Origin of the sequence: Xanthomonas campestris pv. asclepiadis, assembly GCF_020784175.1 — a bacterium.
Taxonomy (GTDB): Bacteria; Pseudomonadota; Gammaproteobacteria; order Xanthomonadales; family Xanthomonadaceae; genus Xanthomonas; species Xanthomonas campestris_D.
Map to the genome: position 1 here is coordinate 49,436 of NZ_JAJGQM010000024.1, position 20,962 is coordinate 70,397.

At 66.0% G+C, this 20,962-nt stretch carries 21 protein-coding genes; 16 read left to right on the top strand and 5 right to left on the bottom strand.

Annotation, left to right across the window (positions count from 1 at the left end; translation table 11 throughout):
* Nucleotides 1-34: 34 nt before the first annotated feature.
* Both LL972_RS12375 and LL972_RS12380 read right to left on the bottom strand, forming a co-directional pair.
* Nucleotides 35-706, bottom strand: a complete 672-nt coding sequence (locus LL972_RS12375) for an exopolysaccharide biosynthesis protein (protein ID WP_228327855.1) — start codon at nucleotides 704-706, stop codon at nucleotides 35-37.
* On the bottom strand, nucleotides 690-2,030 hold the full coding sequence (locus LL972_RS12380; protein WP_126971666.1) for a hemolysin family protein: 1,341 nt from the start codon (nucleotides 2,028-2,030) through the stop codon (nucleotides 690-692). Before LL972_RS12380 ends, LL972_RS12375 begins: the two co-directional genes overlap by 17 nt.
* 281 nt (nucleotides 2,031-2,311) lie before the next feature.
* Here LL972_RS12380 and LL972_RS12385 point away from each other — a divergent pair, with 281 nt between their 5' ends.
* The 3 genes from LL972_RS12385 (at nucleotide 2,312) to LL972_RS12395 (ending at nucleotide 4,958) form a co-directional block, all read left to right on the top strand.
* Nucleotides 2,312-2,938 (top strand): DUF47 domain-containing protein, encoded by a 627-nt coding sequence (locus LL972_RS12385; protein WP_104532321.1) that lies wholly within the window; start codon nucleotides 2,312-2,314, stop codon nucleotides 2,936-2,938.
* A 9-nt stretch (nucleotides 2,939-2,947) separates the two neighbouring features.
* Entirely contained in the window at nucleotides 2,948-4,075 is a 1,128-nt protein-coding gene (locus LL972_RS12390) for an inorganic phosphate transporter (RefSeq protein ID WP_228327856.1), read from the top strand.
* A 121-nt stretch (nucleotides 4,076-4,196) separates the two neighbouring features.
* A complete protein-coding gene (locus LL972_RS12395) occupies nucleotides 4,197-4,958 on the top strand; it encodes a YdcF family protein (protein ID WP_228327857.1) in 762 nt (253 codons plus the stop codon).
* Between the two features lie 240 nt (nucleotides 4,959-5,198).
* Here LL972_RS12395 and LL972_RS12400 read toward each other — a convergent pair whose 3' ends face one another.
* Both LL972_RS12400 and parE read right to left on the bottom strand, forming a co-directional pair.
* Complete coding sequence (locus LL972_RS12400; protein ID WP_228327858.1) at nucleotides 5,199-6,701, bottom strand: S10 family peptidase; 1,503 nt, start codon at nucleotides 6,699-6,701, stop codon at nucleotides 5,199-5,201.
* A gap of 370 nt (nucleotides 6,702-7,071) precedes the next feature.
* Complete coding sequence (parE, locus tag LL972_RS12405; RefSeq protein ID WP_228327859.1) at nucleotides 7,072-8,961, bottom strand: DNA topoisomerase IV subunit B; 1,890 nt, start codon at nucleotides 8,959-8,961, stop codon at nucleotides 7,072-7,074.
* Between the two features lie 162 nt (nucleotides 8,962-9,123).
* Between parE and LL972_RS12410 the strand changes: the two genes are divergently transcribed.
* From LL972_RS12410 to truD, 9 genes are all read left to right on the top strand, one after another.
* The gene (locus LL972_RS12410) at nucleotides 9,124-9,372 is read left to right on the top strand and encodes a hypothetical protein (protein ID WP_024939563.1); all 249 of its coding nucleotides are present in this window, start codon (nucleotides 9,124-9,126) and stop codon (nucleotides 9,370-9,372) included.
* Between the two features lie 176 nt (nucleotides 9,373-9,548).
* Nucleotides 9,549-11,213, top strand: coding sequence for a CTP synthase (locus LL972_RS12415; RefSeq protein WP_024939564.1), 1,665 nt, complete (start codon nucleotides 9,549-9,551; stop codon nucleotides 11,211-11,213).
* A 203-nt stretch (nucleotides 11,214-11,416) separates the two neighbouring features.
* Nucleotides 11,417-12,247, top strand: coding sequence for a 3-deoxy-8-phosphooctulonate synthase (kdsA, locus tag LL972_RS12420; RefSeq protein WP_054592805.1), 831 nt, complete (start codon nucleotides 11,417-11,419; stop codon nucleotides 12,245-12,247).
* Between the two features lie 116 nt (nucleotides 12,248-12,363).
* A complete protein-coding gene (locus LL972_RS12425; RefSeq protein ID WP_228327872.1) occupies nucleotides 12,364-12,606 on the top strand; it encodes a hypothetical protein in 243 nt (80 codons plus the stop codon).
* A 123-nt stretch (nucleotides 12,607-12,729) separates the two neighbouring features.
* Nucleotides 12,730-14,022: a phosphopyruvate hydratase gene (gene eno / locus LL972_RS12430; protein ID WP_228327860.1), complete on the top strand. Its 1,293-nt coding sequence runs from the start codon at nucleotides 12,730-12,732 to the stop codon at nucleotides 14,020-14,022.
* Nucleotides 14,023-14,025: 3 nt separating this feature from the next.
* A complete protein-coding gene (gene ftsB, locus LL972_RS12435) occupies nucleotides 14,026-14,382 on the top strand; it encodes a cell division protein FtsB (RefSeq protein WP_228327861.1) in 357 nt (118 codons plus the stop codon).
* Complete coding sequence (gene ispD, locus LL972_RS12440; protein WP_228327862.1) at nucleotides 14,379-15,152, top strand: 2-C-methyl-D-erythritol 4-phosphate cytidylyltransferase; 774 nt, start codon at nucleotides 14,379-14,381, stop codon at nucleotides 15,150-15,152. The genes ftsB and ispD overlap by 4 nt, the downstream gene beginning before the upstream one ends.
* Nucleotides 15,153-15,298: 146 nt before the next feature.
* Entirely contained in the window at nucleotides 15,299-15,790 is a 492-nt protein-coding gene (ispF, locus tag LL972_RS12445) for a 2-C-methyl-D-erythritol 2,4-cyclodiphosphate synthase (protein WP_104582885.1), read from the top strand.
* Between the two features lie 252 nt (nucleotides 15,791-16,042).
* Nucleotides 16,043-17,200 (top strand): tRNA pseudouridine(13) synthase TruD, encoded by a 1,158-nt coding sequence (gene truD, locus LL972_RS12450; protein ID WP_228327863.1) that lies wholly within the window; start codon nucleotides 16,043-16,045, stop codon nucleotides 17,198-17,200.
* Nucleotides 17,201-17,294: 94 nt separating this feature from the next.
* Here truD and LL972_RS12455 read toward each other — a convergent pair whose 3' ends face one another.
* Complete coding sequence (locus tag LL972_RS12455; protein WP_228327864.1) at nucleotides 17,295-17,834, bottom strand: Smr/MutS family protein; 540 nt, start codon at nucleotides 17,832-17,834, stop codon at nucleotides 17,295-17,297.
* Nucleotides 17,835-17,933: 99 nt separating this feature from the next.
* Here LL972_RS12455 and surE point away from each other — a divergent pair, with 99 nt between their 5' ends.
* Genes surE through LL972_RS12475 form a run of 4 tightly spaced genes read left to right on the top strand, consistent with a single transcriptional unit; the run spans nucleotide 17,934 to nucleotide 20,793 of the window.
* Nucleotides 17,934-18,713 (top strand): 5'/3'-nucleotidase SurE, encoded by a 780-nt coding sequence (gene surE / locus LL972_RS12460; protein ID WP_228327865.1) that lies wholly within the window; start codon nucleotides 17,934-17,936, stop codon nucleotides 18,711-18,713.
* Entirely contained in the window at nucleotides 18,710-19,387 is a 678-nt protein-coding gene (locus LL972_RS12465) for a protein-L-isoaspartate(D-aspartate) O-methyltransferase (protein WP_167707274.1), read from the top strand. Before surE ends, LL972_RS12465 begins: the two co-directional genes overlap by 4 nt.
* Before the next feature lie 18 nt (nucleotides 19,388-19,405).
* Complete coding sequence (locus LL972_RS12470; RefSeq protein WP_016904009.1) at nucleotides 19,406-20,020, top strand: YqaA family protein; 615 nt, start codon at nucleotides 19,406-19,408, stop codon at nucleotides 20,018-20,020.
* A complete protein-coding gene (locus LL972_RS12475; protein ID WP_228327866.1) occupies nucleotides 20,017-20,793 on the top strand; it encodes a peptidoglycan DD-metalloendopeptidase family protein in 777 nt (258 codons plus the stop codon). Before LL972_RS12470 ends, LL972_RS12475 begins: the two co-directional genes overlap by 4 nt.
* Nucleotides 20,794-20,962 lie beyond the last annotated feature (169 nt).

Sequence of the window (20,962 nt, forward strand, 5' to 3'; positions counted from 1 at the left end):
GGCGACCGATCAGGTGTGCCGATCGTCTCGCGCATCAGCGCCAGGCGACCGGCCACCAATCGCGCACCAGATCCAGCAGCTGGTCGGATGTGACGCCGAACACCGCCACCGAGATCAGCGCAGCCGCCCAGCCCACCAGCAGCAGCGCGCCGTCGCGCTCGAGCAGGGCCAGCGCGAACAACAGCAGGATCAGCCCGAAGAGGTAGTTGGTGAACGGGATCGGCAGCGTCAGCAAGATACCGACCAGCACCAGCAGCACGCCGGTGAACATCTGCGCCGGAATCCGGTCCAGCATGCCGTGCAGGCGTGGCTTGAGCAGCCGGTCCAGGCGTTGCAGCGTCGGCGCAAGTCGCGCGACGAAACGCTGGCTGGTGCTGCGGCGCGGCCCGCGCTCGCCGATGAAACGCGGCACCCACGGCTTGCGCAGGCAGCACAGCATCTGCAGCCCGATCAGCACCGTCAGCGGGCCGCTGATGCCGCCGGCCACGCCGGGAATGGGAATGAACGACGGCAGGATCGCCAGGAACAGAAACACGCCGAACGCGCTTTGCTGCAGATCGGCCAGGATCTCGCGCACCCGTAACACCTGCGCCGGATCGCCCTCGCTGAAGGCCGCCAGCAGGCTGCGGATGCCTTCGTTGCGATAGCGCATCTGCTCGTCGTCGGCCGCATCCGAAGGCGGCATGCCGTTATCCGACGATGTCATCGCTGCCCTCATCGCCGACACGGCTCAGCAGCAGCTTGTCCACGCGCGCGCCATCCAGATCGACGATCTCGATGCGCCAGCCGGCCCAATCGAAGAATTCGCCCGCCTGCGGAATGCGCCCGAAGTAGTAGATGCACAGGCCGGCCAGCGTGTGATAGTCGCCTTCGTCGGCTTCCGGCAGTTCGGCGCCCAGCACTTCGCGCAGTTCCTCCACCGGCAGCGACCCGTCGATCAGCAGCGAGCCGTCGGCACGCGTGACCACCAGCGCATCCTCGTCGGTGTTTTCCACCGCCTGCAGACGGCCGACCACCGCGCCCATCAGGTCGCTGATGGTCACCAATCCACGGATTTCGCCGTATTCGTCCACCACCAGCGCCATCGACTGCTGTTCTTCGCGAAAGATCTCCAGCAGCTTCATCGCATGCGTGGATTCGGACACGAACAAGGTGTCGCGCAGCGCCTGGAACAAGTGCGCGCCATGTCCGTCCATGCGCGTGACCAGCGATTTGACCTCCAGCACGCCGGCGATGTCCTGGTCGCTGCCGCGGTAGACCGGGTAGCGCGAAAATTCGTGCTCGCGCATCACCTGCAGATTGCGTTCCGGCTCGGCGTTGGCATCCAGCCAGGCGATGCGGTTGCGCGGGGTCATCAGGCTGTCGGCGGTGCGGTCGCCCAGCCGCATCACGCGGTTCATCATGTCGCGCTCATGCGCATCGATCACGCCGGCCTCGTGGCTTTCGGCCACCAGCATGCGGATCTCCTCTTCGGTCACCGATGCCGATTCGTCCTTGCCCATGCCGAGCATGCGCAGCACCAGCCGGGTCGAGCGCGCCAGCACCCACACGCCGGGCGCGGCAATTTTCGCCAGCCAGGCCATCGGCACCGCGACCACCCCGGCGATGTCCTCGGAGTTACGCAGCGCCAGCCGCTTGGGCACCAGTTCGCCGAAGATCAGCGTCAGGAAGGTGATCAGCGCCACCGCCAGCGTGCTGCCGATCACCACCGAATACGGGCGCGGCTTGCCGACCAGCTCGAACGAGGCCGACAGTGCCGGGAACAGCCCCTGCAGCCAGCTGCTGATGGCCTCGCCGATCGCTTCGCCGCCGAACACGCCGGTCAGGATGCCGATCAGGGTGATGCCGATCTGCACCGTGGACAGGAAGTTTTCCGGGCTTTCGGCCAGCGCCAAGGCGCGTGCGGCGCGCTTGCTGGAGCCGGCCATCTGCTTCAGGCGGCTCTTGCGCGAGGTCATCAGGGACATTTCCGACATCGCGAAGAAACCGTTCAACAGGATCAGCGCGATGACGATCAGAAACTCAACCACGGGCGTCTTCCCCGGTCAGTGAAGGGGAGGGCGGGCGAGCACTGGGTTGGCCGGCGCGCGCAAGGGCGGGGCGGCAACGGGGGAATATAGGGTCGTCTTCCATAGGCCATAGGGTGCACCCGGGGGCGCGGGAGCATGTTAGCAAACCACAGGGTGGTTCGAGCCGGGAAATGCCGATGTGAAGGCCGCCTGCGCCGCCGAGATACCCAGACAGGTCATGGAACGGTCATAATTCGCGCTTGGCGTCCGTCTCTCCCTCGACGGCAGGAAGTTCTCCACCCATGTTCTCGTTGCAGACCATCTTCGGTTCCGGCAAGCAGTTCTATGCGCTTCTGAACGAAGCGGCGCAGGCCGCCTACGACAGCACCAAGGCCTTGCACGCCATGATGCGCACGTCCGACCGCCAACCCGCGCTGGACGCCTTCAAGCTGGCCCGCCTGCGCGAACGCGCCGCCTCGGACAAGATCGGCCAGGCGCTGGTGGACAGCTTCATGACCCCGATCGAGCGTGAGGACATCGAAGCGCTGGGTTCGGCGCTGTACAAGATTCCCAAGCAGGTCGAGAAGTTTGCCGACCGGTACTCGCTGGCCACCAAGCATCTGGAGCACATCGACTTCGCCCCGCGCGCGGCGATGCTGGAACAGGCGGCTGCCGTGGTGGTGGAGATGGTGACCGACCTGCCGCACATGAACATCGATCGCATGACCGCGCTCAACGACAAGCTGCGCATGCTGGAAAACGAAGCCGACCGGCTGATGCTTGAGCTGTATCGCGACATCTATTCCGGCCGCCTGGACACGCTGCAGATGTTCCTGCTCAAGGAATTCTTCGAGATCCTGGAAAAGGCCATCGACCGCTGCCGCGAGGCAGGGGTGGTGGTGTACCAGATCGTATTGAAGAACAGCTGAGGTCGCCGCGTGCTTACCCTAGTCCTGGTGGTGATCCTGGCGGCGTTGGTGTTCGAGTTCATCAACGGCTTCCACGACACCGCCAACTCCATCGCCACCGTGGTCGCCACCAAGGTGCTGTCGCCGGGTTGGGCGGTGATGCTGGCCGCCGGCATGAACCTGATCGGCGCGCTCACCGGCACCGCGGTGGCACTGACGATCGCTTCCGGCCTGCTCAACACCGAGGTGGTCGAGGTCACCCCGCAGGTGATCCTGTGCGCGCTGCTGGGCGGCATCATCTGGAACCTGATCACCTGGTGGAAGGGCCTGCCGTCGTCGTCCTCGCACGCCTTGATCGGCGGGCTGTGCGGCGCCGGCCTGGCGGCCGCGCACAACAACTGGAACGCGTTGATCTGGTCGGAAAACATCGGCAACTGGGCCAAGAACAAGGGCCTGTTGTGGAAGGTGTTCGTGCCGATGATCACCTCGCCGATCGCCGGCTTCCTGCTCGGTATCGTGGTGATGCTGTTGCTGTGGGCGATCATCGCCGGCATGGCCCGGCTGGGCGGGCCGATCGGGCGGCTGGCGCGTCCGCGCTGGGTCAATGCGTTCTTCGGCAAGGCGCAGATCGCCTCGGCCGCCTACATGGGCTATGCCCACGGCCATAACGACGCGCAGAAGACCATGGGCATCATCGCCATGACCTTGATCGGCGCGCAGTCGGCCGGTGCACTGGACGAGCTGCCGAGCTGGCTGTCGTTCCTGCATCCGGGCACCGGCTTGGCCGCAGGCGCCGGCATTCCGATGTGGATCGTGCTGACCTGTGCGGTGGTGATGGCCGCCGGCACCGCCTCGGGTGGCTGGAAGATCATCAAGACGCTCGGCCACAAGATGGTCAAGCTGCATCCCATCCACGGCTTTGCCGCGGAAACCAGCTCGGCCACCGTGCTGACCGTGGCCGCGCACTTCGGCATGCCGGTGTCGACCACGCACAGCATTTCCACCGCGATCATGGGCGTGGGCTTTGCCAAGAATCCGCGCTCGCTGCGGCTGGGCGTGATCGAGCGCATCGTCTGGGCCTGGATTCTGACCATCCCGGCCGCAGGCGGTGTGGCGTATCTGATCCTGCGCTGCTTCGAATGGTTCGGCTGGACCTGAGCGATGTCGCGCGGTGGTCACCTCGGTCGGCGAGCATGCGCGCCAACTGCGGGCCATCCTGTTGCAGGTCATCCCGTTCGGCTTTGATGTACCAACGCGTCCTGCCTGAGGAAACGCGCCGATGATGCTTGCGCTGGTGTGCGTACTGTTTCTGCTGTCCTGGTTGATCGGCCGCCGGCGCTGGCTGCGCAGTGCACGTGCGCTGGCGGCGGCCACGCTGGCGTTGCTGTTGCTGGTCGGCTGCGGCCCGTTGGCGGGCTGGATGCTGCACGGGCTGCAGCAGACTGGCGTCAACGATTTCAACGACTGGCGCGCGCGCAACATGATCGTGCTGCTGGGCGCGGGCACGGTGCGGCCGGATGGCCCCGATGCCACCGCCGAGGCCAACATGTTTGCCTATGGTCGCATCGTCGAATCGGCGCGGCTGTACCGGCAGTGCCGTGCGCATGGCGGCGACTGCAAGATCGAGATCAGTGGCGGCGATGCGCGCGGGCTGGGCCTGTCCGAAGCGGTGGTCTATCGGAAGGTGCTGATCGGGCTGGGGATCGATCAGGCCGATCTGATCATGGAGCCGTCCAGCATGAACACCTGGCAGAACGCGCAGTTCAGCCAGCCATTGCTGCGCCAGTACCGCCCCGACCGGGTCGTGCTGGTGTCCTCGGCCACGCATCTGCGGCGGGCCGAGCTGTATTTCCGCCATTTCGGCATCGACGCCACGCCGGTGCGGTCGGACTGGTTGACCGCGTCCTGGGCGTGGTTGCCGCAGAGCTACAACTTCACCGTGGCCGATGTCGCCTTGCACGAGTACCTGGGCATTGCGCGTTATCGGGTTTACGAGTGGATGGGGTGGAATGTGCTGGCTGTGGCGCCTGGGGCGTTGTGAATTGGGAATGGGGAATGGGGAATGGGGATTCGGGATTCGTAACAGCTGGTGTCCGTTCTGGTTTGTGCGGCTGATCAACTTCAATGGTACCTGTGCCGGTCTCAGGTTTGCGGAAGCGGGCGCATGCAACTGGCAGTAGGGCCAGTGCACGCGTTGTGTGGTGGCTTCGCGACGGGTTGATACGCACGCGCCGCTGGGTGTTGCATCGCCAGCCGCGTGTGCGGCCGGCGATGGCTGTGCTCAGCGGGTTTCGTACAGCGTCTTGACGTCGTTGCGGAACGCGGCCTGGCTGTCGGGGCGGTTGTAGAACATGTGGCCGCCGGGATATTCGCGCACCTGCACGCGCCTGGGGTCGCTGCCCATCGCCGGCATCTGGTCCACCGTCAGCACCGAGCCCATGAACGGGCAGGAGAGATCGTTCCAGCCATGCGCGATCAACACGCGCAGCTTGGGGTCGATCGCCACCGACTGGCGCAGCTGGGTGACCGCGCCCTTGCGCAGTTCGTCGTTCCAGTCCCATAGCTTGTTGACGTCGTAATTGAGCGCCTGATAACGCGCATCGACCTTCCAGCCGACCACGCGAGTGACGAAGTCCACCATCGCGGTGGTGGTCGGCGCGATGATGCTGTCCAGCAGCGGATCGTTGGCGCGCTGCTCCGGATCGTTGGGGAAGGGGTCGAACGCGGTGACATTGGAATCGTAGCGGCTGCCCAGCTCGCCCTTGTCGCGGAACACCTCGCGCAGGTACGCCTGGGTTTCCAGGCGTCCGCCGGAGCGCCGCACATAAGCCGGATCCAGCCCGGTCATGCGGGTGACCTGTTGCAGCATCGCCTCGCTGGCCTGCGGGTCGGTGCGGCCCTTCATCAGCGCCACCGCATAGTCGCCGCGGGTGTAGTCGATCACCTGGCGCATCGCCGTGTCGCTGAGCTGGCCCTGGCGCTCCAGATGCGCGGCGGCGATCGAGGGCAGCGTCATCATCCACGCCAGCGGCGACACATCGCTGTTGTCGTCCAGGGTCGGGTTGAGATACGGCGACACCAGCACCACGCCGTTCATCGCCACGCCCAGCCGGGTCTGCAGGTACTGGGTGATGCGCGGGCCGCGGAAGCCGCCGTAACTTTCGCCGACCAGGTATTTACGCGCCTGCAGGCGGCGGTTCTTGAGCAGCCAGTCGTAGACCACGCGCGAGAGATATTCCACGTCGGCCTGCGGGTTGTAGAACTGCTTCTTGGCCTCGTCGTCGCCGATCAGGGCGCGGCTGAAGCCGGTGCCGACCGGGTCGATGAACACCAGGTCGGTGAAGTCCAGCCAGGTGCCCGGATTGTCGCGCAGCGCCGCCGGTGCCGACGCGCTGTCGCCTTCGGCGCCGAAACCGACCACCTTGGGCCCGATCGCGCCCATGTTCAGATACACCGACGACGCGCCGGGCCCACCATTCAGCGCGAAGGTCACCGGGCGGTCCTTGCCGTCGACGGTATAGGCGGTGAACACCACCTCGCCGGTGGTCTTGCCCTGCGCGTCGCGCACCGGCAGCGTGCCGACGGTGGCGGTGTAACTCAGCGTGCGCCCGGCCACGCGTGTGCTTTGCCGCACGCTGGCATCGGCCGGCAGTGGCGCGGGTTTGGCCGCCGCCGTATCGGATTTGGCGTCGGTTTTTGCATCGTTCTTGTCGGGCGTATCGGCCAGCGCGGTCCCGCTGAGCAGGACGCAGGCCAGCAGGCTGGTGCGGAGAAAGAAGGGCATGAGCATCGGGCGTTCGGTAGGGGAGCAGCGATGCTAGGCCCCCGATAGCGCCTGATGGATGTGCACAAAGGCATGTGTGTCGCGTTGGCAGACGTCGCATGCCTGGCATGGCGCCGTCTGTGCCGCGGCAGGCAGCCGTCTGACCCAAAGGGTGAGGTTTGGGCAGTCTGCTGAAATAGGCATCGACCTAAAAGAAAACCGCTGACACTCCCTTCTCCCCTCGGGAGAAGGTGCCCGGCCGGGGCGGAGGAGGGTGCGGGGCGAAGCCTCAGGCGTTTACTTACCCAGTGGCTTCGCACGTACCCTGACCCCAACCCCTCTTCCGACGGGAGAGGGGCTTAACCTTTAGGAGCTAAAACTCGAGAGGCTTTTAAACTTCCAGCGACGCCAGATCGCCCTTGGTCTCCAGCCACTGCTTGCGATCGCCGGCGCGCTTCTTCGCCAGCAACATGTCCATCAGCGAGCGGGTCTGTTCGCCATCGTCGATGGTCAGCTGCACCAGGCGACGCGTATCCGGGTGGATCGTCGACTCGCGCAGCTGCTGCGGGTTCATTTCGCCCAGGCCCTTGAAGCGGGTGACGCTGACCTGGCCCTTGATCTTCTCGCGCGCGATCTTGTCCAGCAGCGTGGTCTTTTCCTCTTCGTCCAGCGCATAGAACACCTGCTTACCCACGTCCACGCGGAACAGTGGCGGCATCGCCACGAACACATGGCCGGCGGCAACCAGCGCCGGGAAATGCTTGAGGAACAGCGCGGTCAGCAGGGTGGCGATATGCAGGCCGTCAGAGTCCGCGTCGGCCAGGATCACCACCTTGCCGTAGCGCAACCCGGTGATGTCGTCCTTGCCCGGGTCGCAGCCGATCGCGATCGCGAGGTTATGCACTTCCTCGGAGGCCAGCACGCTGCCCGATGCCACTTCCCAGGTGTTTAGGATCTTGCCGCGCAGCGGCAGGATCGCCTGGAAATCCTTGTCGCGCGCCTGCTTGGCCGAGCCGCCGGCCGAGTCGCCTTCGACCAGGAACAATTCGGTACGCGACAGGTCCTGGCTGATGCAGTCGGCCAGCTTGCCGGGCAGGGCCGGGCCCTGGGTCACCTTCTTGCGGACGATCTGCTTTTCGGTCTTCAGGCGCGCACTGGCGCGGTCGATGGCGATCTGCGCGATCTTCTCGCCGATCTCCACGTTCTGATTCAGATACAGGCTGAAGGCATCGTGCGCGGCGCCTTCGATGAAGCCGGCGGCCTGGCGCGAGGACAGCCGCTCCTTGGTCTGTCCGGAGAACTGCGGGTCGGTCATCTTCAGGCTCAGCACGAAGGTGACCCTGTCCCATACGTCTTCCGGCGCCAGCTTGACCCCGCGCGGCAGCAGGTTGCGGAAGTCGCAGAACTCGCGCAACGCATCGGTCAGGCCCGAACGCAGGCCGTTGACGTGGGTGCCGTGCTGCGCGGTCGGGATCAGGTTGACGTAGCTTTCCTGCACCAGCTCGCCTTCCGGCACCCAGGCCGCAGCCCAGTCGACGATCTCGGTATCTTTCTTCAGGCTGCCTGCAAACAGGTCGGCCGGCAGCATCTCGTGCTCGGCCATCTCGCCCTTCAGATAGTCGCGCAGGCCATTCTCGAAGTACCAGCTGTCCTGCTCGCCGGTGGCTTCGTCATGCAGCTTGACGGTCAGGCCAGGGCACAGCACCGCCTTGGCGCGCAGCAGATGGCGCAGCGCGCGCACGTTGAACTTGGGCGTGTCGAAGTACTTTGGGTCGGCCCAGAAGCGCAGCCGCGTGCCGGTGTTCTTCTTGCCGACGGTGCCGACCACTTCCAGCCTGGAAGCGGCGTGGCCATCGCGGAACTCCATGCGATGCTCGCTGCCTTCGCGCTTGATGAACAGCTCGACCTTGGTCGACAGCGCATTGACCACGCTCACGCCCACGCCGTGCAGGCCGCCGGAGAAGGTGTAGTTGCGGTTGTTGAACTTGCCGCCGGCATGCAGCCGGGTCAGGATCAGTTCGACACCGGGAATCTTTTCTTCCGGGTGCAGGTCCACCGGCATGCCGCGGCCGTCGTCGGACACCTCGCAGCTGCCATCCTTGTACAGGGTCACTTCGACCTGCCTGGCATGACCGGCCAGCGCCTCGTCGACCGAGTTGTCGATCACTTCCTGCGCCAGATGGTTCGGGCGCGCAGTGTCGGTATACATGCCAGGACGGCGTTTGACCGGGTCCAGGCCCGACAGCACTTCAATATCGGCGGCGTTATAACGGGTGTTCATGCATCTCGTTGGCACGTGAAACGACGCGCAAGTGTGGGGGCTGGGCCGATTTTTTGCACGCGACCGGCGTTCAGTGCAGGGCGGGGTGCGGCTGGATACCCTGGTGTTGGATTCGGAACCAAACGTCCCCACCTGAGGATGTCACCGAACCCGGAGGACACCATGAAGTTCAAGCACATCCTGATGCTCACCCTCGGTGCTGCCGCAGTGGCCGCACTTCCTGCCATGGCCCAGGCCGCTCCTCAGCAGACCGGGCAGGGCGCCGGCGCCAGCGCGCAGAAGGCCGACGACGCCAAGGCCAAGACCGAAGCCGAGCGCAAGGCCGAGCGCCGCGCCGCCGCCGCGGCACACAAGCCCAAGGCCGACGCCGCCACGCGCGAGGAAGAGGAAGAAGAAAAGCCGGCGCGCTGATTCCATCGCGCGACGGCATAACGCCACACGGACGCCCCGGCCTTGGTCGGGGCGTCTGCATTTGCGCTCCAGGCGCAGCGCGTTTTTCGCCGCTGTGACGACATGATCGTCACGCAACCCTTGGGCATTCGCCCGTCACCCGCTAAACTATGGCTTTCCGGGAGGCTTCAAGCCCCATGACCCCCCTGATTTTTGTTACCGGCGGCGTAGTGTCCTCGCTAGGCAAGGGCATTGCCGCCGCTTCGCTTGCCTCCATTCTGGAAGCGCGTGGCCTGAAGGTCACGATGATGAAGCTGGACCCGTACATCAATGTGGACCCGGGCACGATGAGCCCGTTCCAGCATGGCGAGGTCTACGTCACCGACGACGGCGCCGAGACCGACCTGGATCTGGGTCACTACGAGCGCTACGTGCGCACGCGGCTGTCGCGCAAGAACTCGGTCACCACCGGCCGGATCTACGAGAACGTGATCCGCAAGGAGCGCCGCGGCGATTACCTTGGCGCCACCGTGCAGGTGATCCCGCATATCACCGACGAGATCCGCCGTTGCATCGACGAGGCCACCGCCGGGTTCGACGTGGCGCTGATCGAGATCGGCGGCACCGTCGGCGATATCGAGTCGCTGCCGTTCCTGGAAGCGATCCGCCAGGTGCGCACCGAGCGTGGTGCCGAAAAGGCCATGTTCATGCATCTCACCCTGGTGCCGTACATCGCCGCCGCCGGTGAGTTGAAGACCAAGCCGACCCAGCATTCGGTCAAGGAGCTGCGCTCGATCGGTATCCAGCCGGACGTGCTGCTGTGCCGTTCCGAGCAGGCGGTGCCGGATTCGGAGCGCCGCAAGATCGCGCTGTTCACCAACGTCTCCGAGCGCGCAGTGATCAGTTGCCCCGATATCGATGTGCTGTACGGCATGCCGCTGGAGCTGCGTCGCCAGGGCCTGGACGAATTGGTCATCGATCAGTTCAAGCTGCGCGACAAGGTGGCCGCGCCCGACCTGTCCGAATGGGCGGCGGTGGTGGATGCGGTCAAGCATCCGCTGGACGAGGTCACCATTGCGGTGGTCGGCAAGTACGTTGATCACCAGGACGCCTACAAGTCGGTGGCCGAAGCGCTGCGTCACGGCGGTCTGCGCCAGCGCACCAAGGTCAACCTGAAGTGGCTGGAAGCGCAGGATCTGGAAGGCAGCGACATGGCGGCGCTGCAGGATATCGACGGCATCCTGGTGCCGGGCGGCTTCGGCGACCGTGGTTTCGAAGGCAAGGTGCTCACCTCCAAGTATGCGCGCGAGCACAAGGTGCCGTACTTCGGCATCTGCTACGGCATGCAGGCGGCGGTGGTGGACTATGCCCGCCACGTGGCCGATCTGGACGCAGCCAACAGCACCGAGAACGATCGCCAGTCGCCGCACCCGGTGATCGGCCTGATCACCGAATGGCGCACCGCCACCGGCGAAGTCGAAAAGCGCGACGAGAAGTCCGACCTGGGCGGTACCATGCGGCTGGGCCTGCAGGAGCAGCGGCTCAAGCCGGGCACGCTGGCGCGCGAGGTGTACGGCAAGGACGTGGTCGCCGAGCGTCACCGTCACCGCTACGAGTTCAACAACCGCTACCGCACCCAGCTGGAAGACGCCGGCCTGGTGATCTCCGGCAAGTCGATGGACGACACGCTGGTGGAGATGGTGGAGCTGCCGCGCGATGCGCACCCGTGGTTCCTGGCCTGCCAGGCGCATCCGGAATTCCTGTCCACCCCGCGCGACGGGCATCCGCTGTTCATCGGTTTCGTGCGTGCCGCGCGCGAGAAGAAGGCGGGCGGGAAGTTGTTGAAGGAAGCGCGTGCCTGAGCTTCTCCTTCTCCCTGCGGGAGAAGCTGGCGCGCAGCGCCGGATGAAGGGGGCGCCGCAACGCACCGGAAGATGGCGGCCATGACGAACGCGTCGCCACACGCCAGCCAGGCAAACCATCTGGCTTCAGCAGTGCTTCGCAACCTTACCCTCACCCCAACCCCTCTCCCGGTGGGAGAGGGGCTTAATCAATAGGTGACCTGATGAAACTCTGTGACTTCGACGTCGGCCTGGATCAGCCGTTGTTCCTGATCGCCGGCCCCTGCGTGATCGAGTCGATGCAGCTGCAGCTCGACGTGGCCGGCAAGCTCAAGGAAATCACCGGCAAGCTGGGGATCAACTTCATCTTCAAGTCGAGCTTCGACAAGGCCAACCGCACCTCCGGCACCAGCTTCCGCGGCCCGGGGCTGGAAGAAGGCCTGAAGGTGCTGGAAGCGGTGAAACAGCAGATCGGCGTGCCGGTGCTGACCGACGTGCACGAGTACACCCCGATGAACGAGGTCGCCGCCGTCGTCGACGTGTTGCAGACCCCGGCCTTCCTGGTGCGCCAGACCGACTTCATCAAGAACGTCTGCGCCGCCGGCAAGCCGGTCAACATCAAGAAGGGCCAGTTCCTGGCACCGTGGGACATGAAGCCGGTGGTGGACAAGGCCAAGTCGACCGGCAACGAGCAGATCATGGTCTGCGAACGTGGTGCCTCGTTCGGCTACAACAATCTGGTCAGCGACATGCGCTCGCTGAGCGTCATGCGCGACACTGGCTGTCCAGTGGTGTTCGATGCCACCCATTCGGTGCAGTTGCCGGGCGGGCAGGGCAGCAGTTCCGGCGGCCAGCGCGAGTTCGTGCCGGTGCTGGCGCGCGCGGCGGTGGCGGTGGGTATCTCCGGCCTGTTTGCCGAAACCCATCCGGATCCGTCCAAGGCCCTGTCGGACGGCCCCAACGCCTGGCCGCTGGACCGCATGGAAGAGCTGCTCGAGACCCTGATGGAACTGGATGCGGTGACCAAGAAGCACGGGTTCGCGCGCTTCGCATGAGTTCCGACCCCTGGGCGCAGGCGGCGTCGCGCCGTCAGCGTCGGCAGTGGCGCCACTGGCCCTGGGGCGGGATCGCGCTGGTCGCATCGATCATCGCGTGGGCGTGCATGGCTGCGATGACGTTTCTGGTCGCCGCAAGCATCGGCATGCCGGGCGACGGCGACCATGCCATGCAGGCCACGCGGATACCAATGCTGGTCACGCTGCTGCTGGCCGCAGTAGCGATCACCGGTTGCCTGATCGCCGGCCCGCTGGCGTTGCGGCTGGCTCGCCAATCCGGCGCAGCGATCGTCGCGCTGGTGTTGCTGTTTGTCCTGCTGCTGCTGTGTGGGTTATCGCTGCTGGGCTTGATGGCCTAGCGGCCTGCTCGCCTGCCTGTTGCGTGCGGTGGCTGCATGCGATTTGGCAATGTGCCGGTGTGCGGCGATAATCCCGCAGCTTGTTTCCGGTGTCCTTCCCCCTTACTGGTAACCGATCGACCTATGACCACTATCGCCAAGATCCTCGCCCGCGAAATCCTCGACTCCCGCGGCAATCCCACGCTGGAGGCCGAAGTCACGCTGGAAGACGGCTCGTTCGGCCGCGCCGCCGTGCCCTCGGGCGCCTCGACCGGCACCAAGGAAGCGGTGGAACTGCGCGATGGCGACAAGACCCGCTACCTGGGCAAGGGCGTGCTGCACGCGGTGCAGAACGTCAACGGCATCATCGCCGAGACGCTGAAGGGCTTCGATGCGGCTGACCAGCAGGGTCTGGACCGCCGCCTGATCGATCTGGACGGCACCGAGAACAAGGGCCGCCTGGGCGCCAATGCGCTGCTGGGTGTTTCGCTGGCCGCTGCGCATGCCGTGGCCGCCTCGCGCAAGCAGCCGTTGTGGCAGTACCTGTCCACCACCACCGAATCGGACGTGGCGCTGCCGGTGCCGATGATGAACATCATCAACGGCGGCGCGCATGCCGACAACAATGTCGACTTCCAGGAGTTCATGGTGCTGCCGGTCGGTTGCAGCTCGTTCTCCGAAGCGCTGCGTGCCGGTACCGAAATCTTCCATGCGCTCAAGTCGGTGCTCAAGGGCCATGGCCTGAGCACGGCGGTCGGCGACGAAGGCGGCTTTGCGCCGGACTTCCGCAGCAATGTCGAAGCGCTGGACACCATTCTCGAGGCGATCGGCAAGGCCGGCTACACCGCGGGCGAAGACGTGCTGCTGGGCCTGGACGTGGCTTCCAGCGAGTTCTACGACAACGGCAAGTACAACCTGGTTGGCGAGAACAAGCGTCTGACCAGCGAGCAGTTCGTCGACTTCCTGGCCGACTGGGTTGCGCAGTACCCGATCATCAGCATCGAAGACGGCCTGGCCGAGGACGACTGGGCCGGCTGGAAACTGCTCACCGACCGCGTCGGCAAGAAGGTGCAGTTGGTCGGCGACGACCTGTTCGTCACCAACCCGAAGATCTTCAAGCAGGGCATCGACTCGGGCACCGCCAACGCGATCCTGATCAAGGTCAACCAGATCGGCACGCTGACCGAGACGCTGGAAGCCATCGCGATGGCGCATGCGGCCAACTACGCCTCGATCGTCTCGCACCGTTCGGGCGAAACCGAAGACACCACCATCGCCGACATCGCCGTGGCCACCACCGCCACCCAGATCAAGACCGGCTCGCTGTGCCGCAGCGATCGCGTCGCCAAGTACAACCAGTTGCTGCGCATCGAGCAGGCGCTGGGCTCCGGCGCGCGTTACGCCGGCCGCGACGCGTTCGTTTCGATCAAGCGATAAGCCGTGCGCAACTGGCGCTGGCTACTGCTGGTGCTGGCGGTGCTGCTGGCTTGGCTGCAGTACCGCTTCTGGTTCGGGCCTGGGAATTCCGGCGAAGTCATGATGCTGGAAGCCCAGGTCGCGCATCAGACACAGGACAACGAAGGTCTGCGCCAACGCAACCAGGCGTTGGCAGCAGAGGTGAAGGATTTGAAGGACGGCGAGGCGGCAATCGAGGAACGCGCGCGCAGCGAGCTGGGCATGATCAAGCCCGGCGAGACGTTCTATCGTGTGGTCGAGGATGCACCGCCGCTGCCGCCCGCAGTGGCCGCGCCGTCGGCCGAACCCGTCGAGCCTGACGCGCCGGCGGAACAGCCATGACCGGTTCGATCTGGGCGATCGTGCCGGCCGCCGGGCGCGGCACGCGCTTTGGTGGACAGACCCCCAAACAATATCTGCACGCTGCCGGGCAACCGCTGATGGCCTACACGCTGGCGGCGCTTGCCGCGCATCCGGCGGTGGCCGGCATCGTGGTGGCCATCGCCCCCGACGATGCGGATTGGCCAGGCTGGACCGCGGTGCAGGCCAAGCCGGTAGTGACCTGCGTCGGCGGTGGGACACGTGCCGCATCGGTGCTGGCCGGATTGCTGGCCTTGCCCGAGAGCGTGCGCGCCGATGACTTTGTGCTGGTGCACGACGCCGCGCGGCCTAATCTGGCCTTGGCCGATCTGGAGCGCCTACTGGAAATCGGCCGCGGCGATCCGGTCGGCGCGATCCTGGCCGCACCGGTGCGCGACACCCTCAAGCGTGCCGGCGACGATGGCGGCATCGATGCCACCGAGCCGCGCGAGCGGCTGTGGCGCGCGCTGACCCCGCAGCTGTTTCGTCGCCATCAACTGATCCGCGGCCTGACCGAAGCATCGGCGGCCGGGGTGGATGTGACCGACGAGGCGATGGCGATGGAGCGGCTGGGATTGCGCCCGTTGCTGGTGGAAGGTGCCGAAGACAACTTCAAGGTGACCACGCCAACGGATCTGGCGCGCTTCGAATTCGAACTCGCGCGCCGCGGCGTGGCGGTAGATGCCGAATTGGTGGCCACACGCAACGATGCGGTGTTTGCCGGTGCCAATCACGACGTCAACACGCGTTAGAGCGGCTGTCGAACGATTGCGAGGCCGGTTTGCGGAACCGGCTGTGCAGGCCACTCGTACACTGCGGTCTGTTTGCAGCGTCCATGCCGACCTAAACGACTGCTTGCTCCCTGTTGTTGGGCACTCTCACTCACCACGGATTTTCCATGTCTTTCAATTTTCGAATCGGTCAGGGCTACGACGTGCATGCATTCGGTGCGGGCGACCACGTGATGCTGGGCGGCGTGCGCGTCGCGCACAGCCATGGCGTGCTTGCGCACAGCGATGGCGACGTGGTGCTGCATGCGCTGTGCGATGCGATGCTGGGCGCGCTGGCGCTGGGCGATATCGGGCAGCATTTCCCGCCGTCCGATGCGCGCTGGAAGGATGCCGACAGCGCGCAGTTCCTGCAGCATTGCGATCATTTGCTGCGCGAGCGTGGCTGGCGTGTCGGCAATGCCGATGTCACCGTGATCTGCGAGCGTCCCAAGATCGGCCCGCATGCGCTGGCGATGCGCGAACGTATCGCCGGCCTGCTGGCGATCGAACTCGATGCGGTCAGCGTCAAGGCCACCACCAGCGAAAAACTCGGCTTCACCGGCCGCAGCGAGGGCATTGCGGCGCAGGCGGCGGTATTGCTTGGCAAGATCGCTGCCTGACCGCAGCTAACAAGACACCTGCGCTCACCGCCGGTCGGGCGCGGACGGTGCTGGGTACAGTGATCATCACGCATATCCCGCGGTTCTGAGCGCAGCGTCCACACCCATCTGACCACCGCCGGCCAGGTTTTCTAGCCGTTCCACATCGCGGTTACCCGCGCCGAGCTCATCTTGGCGTTGCAACGCGACACCACCGCGCCGAGGCATTCGGCACACAGCGCACGACCTGTCGGCGCGAAGGTAAATCACAGCATGAGCGACACCTCTGTTCTCCCACGTGCGCATGGCGCTGCGGTCCTTGGCGCGGCAATGCGCAGCACGCCCGACGATTTTCAGGTCGATGAGCTGCCGGCCTTCGAGCCCTCCGGCGAAGGCGAGCACCTGTTGCTCACCATCCGCAAGCGTGGGCAGAACACCGCCTACATCGCGAAGAAACTCGCGCAGTGGGCCGGGATCGCCGAGATGGGCGTCAGCTACGCCGGCCTGAAAGACCGCCATGCGGTGACCACGCAGCGCTTCAGCGTGCATCTGCCCAAGCGCATCGCGCCGGAGCTCGCCACGCTCGACGACGACGAGATGCAGGTCATCGACAGCACCTGGCACAACCGCAAGCTGCAACGCGGCGCGCTGCTGGGCAATCGTTTCGTGTTGACGTTGCGCCAAGTGCAGGGCGAACGCGCTGCGATTGATCAGCGCCTGCAGGCGATCGCCGCGCGCGGTATCCCGAACTGGTTTGGTGAGCAGCGTTTTGGCCGCGATGGCGGCAACGTGGCTTCTGCGTTGGCGATGTTCGGTTACGTCTCCAATGCCGATGGCACGTTGTCAGCGGCGCCGACATCCCGGCGACGGCTGCGCAACGATCAGCGCTCGATGCTGCTGTCGGCGGCGCGCTCGGCGTTGTTCAATCGTGTGCTCACCGCTCGCGTGGAGCAGGGCACCTGGGACACCGCATTGGATGGCGAGGCGTGGATGCTGGATGGCTCGCGCAGCGTGTTCGGCCCCGAGCCGTTCAGCGATGTACTGGCGCAGCGCCTGGCGCGCTTCGATATCCATCCCAGCGGGCCGTTGTGGGGCGCCGGCGAGCTGCGTTCGACCGACCAGGCCGCGGCGGTGGAGCAGGGCGCCTTGTCCGATCCGCAATCCGAAGTGCTGCGGCAAGGCCTGGAGGCCGCAGGCCTGAAGCAGGAGCGCCGCGCACTGCGCCTGCGTCCGCAACAGCTGGAGTACCGCTGGCTGGATGCGCATAGCCTGCAGCTCGAACTCGCACTGCCGCCAGGCTGCTACGCCACCGCGGTGCTGTGGGAGCTCGGCGAGGTCAGCGACGCCGGCCGTCTCAACACCGGCCCGCGTTCCGACGCCCAGGCCTGTACGGTGGTCGTCGGCCACCCGGCAAACCCGTCACCGCCGTAGGAGCGGACCAGGCCGCGACGGGCCTGCCCCTCAGCCCGTCCCCACGCAAGCGCATGCCTGCAATCCAGGTCGGCGACCGGTTACCCAATGGGCCCTAACGCCGCGCCAGCAACACCAGCAACGCCCCGGTGCCACCCTGCGTGGCCGGCGCGGAATGAAACGCCAGCACGTCGTTGCGCTGACGCAGCAGGCGATCCATCAGGTTCTTCAACACCGGCGCGCCATTGTCGGACTGCAGACCCTTGCCATGGATGATGCGCACGCAGCCATGGTCGTGCGCATGCGCTTCCAGCAGGAACTGCCGCAGCAGGGATTCGGCCTGCGCGGCGGTGGCGCCATGCAGGTCCAGTTCGTCCTGGATCGAGAATTGACCGCGCTTGAGCCGCTGAAACAATCGGGCGGGAAGATTCTCGCGCCGGTAGCTGGCGGTATCGCCCGCCTCCAGCGGCGCACTGTCGCGCAGCAGACGCGCGAATTCGGTGTGCGCTTCCGCATCGTCGCGCTCGGCCATGCGCGCGCGCGGCTTGGGGCGCGGCTTGGCATTGGCCGGTGGGGCGACTTCACGAATCGGCTTGACCGCGCCGATCGCTGCGCGGAACAGCGCGCCGTCGTCTTCGTCTTCAGGATGCGACATGCTCACAGCCTAACCTGCCCAACCTCAGGTGCAAGCGAAGATCAAGCGCGAAGGGCGCGGACGCATCCGGTATCATGGCCCGGTTTTCCGAGGAGTCCCATGCGCGTACTGGTTAGCAACGACGACGGTGTCGACGCCCCCGGCATCCAGATTTTGGCCGAGGCGCTGCGCCATGCCGGTCATGAAGTGATGGTGGTCGCGCCCGACCGCGACCGCTCCGGCGCCAGCAATTCGCTGACGCTGGATGTGCCGATCCGCACCCGCCGCATCGACGCGCAAACCTGCGCAGTGGCCGGCACGCCGACCGACTGCGTGCATCTGGCGCTGACCGGCATGCTCGATTACGACCCGGACATCGTGGTTTCCGGCATCAACAACTCGGCCAATCTCGGCGACGACGTGATCTATTCGGGCACCGTGTCCGCCGCGATGGAAGGCCGCTTCCTCGGCCTGCCCGCGGTGGCGGTGTCGCTGGTGACGCACAACCACGAGGCGCATCACTACGACACCGCCGCGCGCGCCGCAGTGGAGATCGTGGCACGGCTGAAGGCCGACCCGTTGCCTGCCGACACCATCCTCAACGTCAACGTGCCGGATCTGGCCTGGTCGGATGTGCTCGGTTTCGAGGTCACCCGGCTCGGCAACCGCCATCGGTCCGAGCCCTGCGTGCCGCAGCGCGATCCGCGCGGCCGCACCGTGTACTGGATCGGCCCGGCCGGGCCGGAGCAGGACGCCGGCGCCGGCACCGACTTCCATGCCGTGCGTACCGGGCATATCTCGATCACCCCGATCCATGTCGATCTGACCCGCTATCAGGCGTTGGAGACGGTGGCCGGCTGGGTGGGCGGCTTGACCGCCGCGCTGGATACACCGGCATGACGCCCAGGCTACGCCTGCAACCGGAGTCGGTCGGGATCGGCATGACCTCGCAACGCGTGCGCGACCGGCTGGTCGAACGCCTGCGCGAGGCCGGCATCCAGGACGAGGCCACGCTCAACGCGGTGCGCACGGTGCCGCGCCATCTGTTCATCGACGAAGCGCTGGCCTCGCGCGCCTACGAAGACACCGCCTTGCCGATCGGCCACGGCCAGACCATCTCGCAGCCCTGGGTGGTCGCGCGGATGACCGAGGCGGTGCTGCAGGTCGGCCCGACCAAGGTGCTCGAAGTGGGCACCGGTTCCGGCTACCAGGGCGCGATCCTGGCCGCGCTGGGTCTGGAGGTGTACACGGTCGAGCGCATTGGCGACCTGCTGCGGCAGGCGCGCAAGCGCTTCCGGCATCTGGGCATGAATGTGCGCAGCAAGCACGACGACGGCCGCATCGGTTGGCCCGAACACGGCCCCTACGACGCCATCGTGGTCACCGCCGCCGCCCCGGCACTGGTCGATGCGCTGGTCGATCAACTGGCGGTGGGCGGACGGCTGGTCGCCCCGGTCGGTGGGGCCTCGTCGCAATCGCTGGTGCAACTCACGCGCGCTGCCGACGGCACGATCGAACAGCAGGTTCTGGCGCCGGTCACGTTCGTCCCGCTGTTGTCGGGCATGCTGGATTGAATCCATGAGAGTTTCTCGATGAAGATCTTCGGGCCGTTGTACGACGTGGCCATTCGTTGGTCGCGCAATCGCCGCGCTCCGGCGCTGCTGACCGGCCTCAGTTTCGTGGAGGGTTTCATCTTCCCGGTGCCGCCGGAGGTGATGCTGGCGCCGATGTCGCTGGCCGAACCCAGGCGTGCGTTGTGGTTCGCCACCCTGAGCCTGATCGGATCGGTCTGCGGCGCGCTGGTCGGCTATCTGCTGGGCCATTTCGCCTTTGCCGCGTTGCAGCCGCTGATCGAATGGCTGGGCTGGAGCGCGAAGATCCAGGCGCAGATCGAAACCCTGCGCACGTTGGTCGCCGATTCGCCGTGGAAGGCCTTCTGGGCACTGGTGCTGGTGGGCTTTACGCCGATTCCGTTGAAGATCTTTACCTGGGCCTCGGGCGTGGTCGGCGTGCCGATCCTGCCCTTCATCGCCAGCATGCTGGTGGGGCGGGGCAAGCGTGTGTATCTGGTGGCCGGCGCGATCCGCCTGGGTGGAGCGCGTGCCGAAGCCGCGTTGCATCGCTGGATCGAGCCGCTGGGCTGGGTGGCCATGGCGGTGCTGGCGGTGGGAGCAGGGTGGCTGGTGTGGAAGACAACCAACGGATGAGCAAGTTGCAGATGAATTCGGTACGTAAGACAGCAGTCCTGCTCGCAGTCGCCGTCGGGCTGGCCGCCTGCAGCAGCGCCACGGTGGTGCGTTCGCCCGGAGTCGGCGGCGGTTCGGCGTCCGCACGTCCGTCCGCGGCGCCACGTCCGTCGGTGCCGCGCCCGGGCGCGACCGTCACCGTCCAGCGCGGCGACACGCTGTACGCCATCTCGCGCCGAACCAACATCACCGCGCCGGATCTGGCGGCCTGGAATGGCCTGGCCTCACCGAACACCATCTATCCCGGGCAGACCCTCAAGCTCTACCCGCCCGGCGCCAGCAAGCCCGGCGGCGGTAGTTCCACCGCCGGCACGGTGGTTCCGCCGCGCCCGAGCGCCCCGATTGCAGCGCCGGTCAGCAGCGGATTCCCGTGGCGCTGGCCGGCCGATGGCGTGGTGGTCGGCACCTTCGTCACTGGCGAAACCACCAAACAGGGCGTCGACATCGCCGGCGCCAGCGGGCAGGCGGTGCGTGCCGCGGCCGACGGTGTGGTGGTGTACTCCGGCGCCGGCCTGGTCGGCTACGGCGAGCTGATCATCATCAAGCACAACGACCAGTGGCTGTCGGCCTACGGGCACAACCGCAAGCGCCTGCTCAACGAAGGCCAGAGCGTCAAGGCCGGCCAGCAGATCGCCGAGATGGGCCGCAGCGGCGCTGCCCGCGACATGCTGCACTTCGAGATCCGCTACAACGGCAAGCCGGTGGATCCGCTGTTGTATCTGCCTAAGAAGTGAATCGGGAATAGGGAATAGGGAATCGCAACAGCCTTGGGCCGGGGCTTTATTGATGGATGGCGGACGACGCCTGACCTGAGCAGGGCATCTAAGGAAGGTCTGAACAACGAGGCCTGAGAGTGCGGGATATCGCGTCGTTCCGGAGAGTCGCGTTTGGATTTTTGGATTT

Excerpts from the sequence above, each read along its gene's own strand:
- LL972_RS12465 (WP_167707274.1), top strand. The coding sequence starts at position 18,710 with ATGACGCCCAGGCTACGCCTGCAACCGGAGTCGGTCGGGATCGGCATG.
- LL972_RS12410 (WP_024939563.1), top strand. The coding sequence starts at position 9,124 with ATGAAGTTCAAGCACATCCTGATGCTCACCCTCGGTGCTGCCGCAGTG.
- LL972_RS12375 (WP_228327855.1), bottom strand. The coding sequence starts at position 706 with ATGACATCGTCGGATAACGGCATGCCGCCTTCGGATGCGGCCGACGAC.
- LL972_RS12395 (WP_228327857.1), top strand. The coding sequence starts at position 4,197 with ATGATGCTTGCGCTGGTGTGCGTACTGTTTCTGCTGTCCTGGTTGATC.
- LL972_RS12385 (WP_104532321.1), top strand. The coding sequence starts at position 2,312 with ATGTTCTCGTTGCAGACCATCTTCGGTTCCGGCAAGCAGTTCTATGCG.
- LL972_RS12415 (WP_024939564.1), top strand. The coding sequence starts at position 9,549 with ATGACCCCCCTGATTTTTGTTACCGGCGGCGTAGTGTCCTCGCTAGGC.
- LL972_RS12475 (WP_228327866.1), top strand. The coding sequence starts at position 20,017 with ATGAGCAAGTTGCAGATGAATTCGGTACGTAAGACAGCAGTCCTGCTC.
- kdsA (WP_054592805.1), top strand. The coding sequence starts at position 11,417 with ATGAAACTCTGTGACTTCGACGTCGGCCTGGATCAGCCGTTGTTCCTG.
- LL972_RS12425 (WP_228327872.1), top strand. The coding sequence starts at position 12,364 with ATGACGTTTCTGGTCGCCGCAAGCATCGGCATGCCGGGCGACGGCGAC.
- LL972_RS12470 (WP_016904009.1), top strand. The coding sequence starts at position 19,406 with ATGAAGATCTTCGGGCCGTTGTACGACGTGGCCATTCGTTGGTCGCGC.
- LL972_RS12400 (WP_228327858.1), bottom strand. The coding sequence starts at position 6,701 with ATGCCCTTCTTTCTCCGCACCAGCCTGCTGGCCTGCGTCCTGCTCAGC.
- truD (WP_228327863.1), top strand. The coding sequence starts at position 16,043 with ATGAGCGACACCTCTGTTCTCCCACGTGCGCATGGCGCTGCGGTCCTT.
- eno (WP_228327860.1), top strand. The coding sequence starts at position 12,730 with ATGACCACTATCGCCAAGATCCTCGCCCGCGAAATCCTCGACTCCCGC.
- surE (WP_228327865.1), top strand. The coding sequence starts at position 17,934 with ATGCGCGTACTGGTTAGCAACGACGACGGTGTCGACGCCCCCGGCATC.
- ispD (WP_228327862.1), top strand. The coding sequence starts at position 14,379 with ATGACCGGTTCGATCTGGGCGATCGTGCCGGCCGCCGGGCGCGGCACG.
- parE (WP_228327859.1), bottom strand. The coding sequence starts at position 8,961 with ATGAACACCCGTTATAACGCCGCCGATATTGAAGTGCTGTCGGGCCTG.
- LL972_RS12455 (WP_228327864.1), bottom strand. The coding sequence starts at position 17,834 with ATGTCGCATCCTGAAGACGAAGACGACGGCGCGCTGTTCCGCGCAGCG.
- ispF (WP_104582885.1), top strand. The coding sequence starts at position 15,299 with ATGTCTTTCAATTTTCGAATCGGTCAGGGCTACGACGTGCATGCATTC.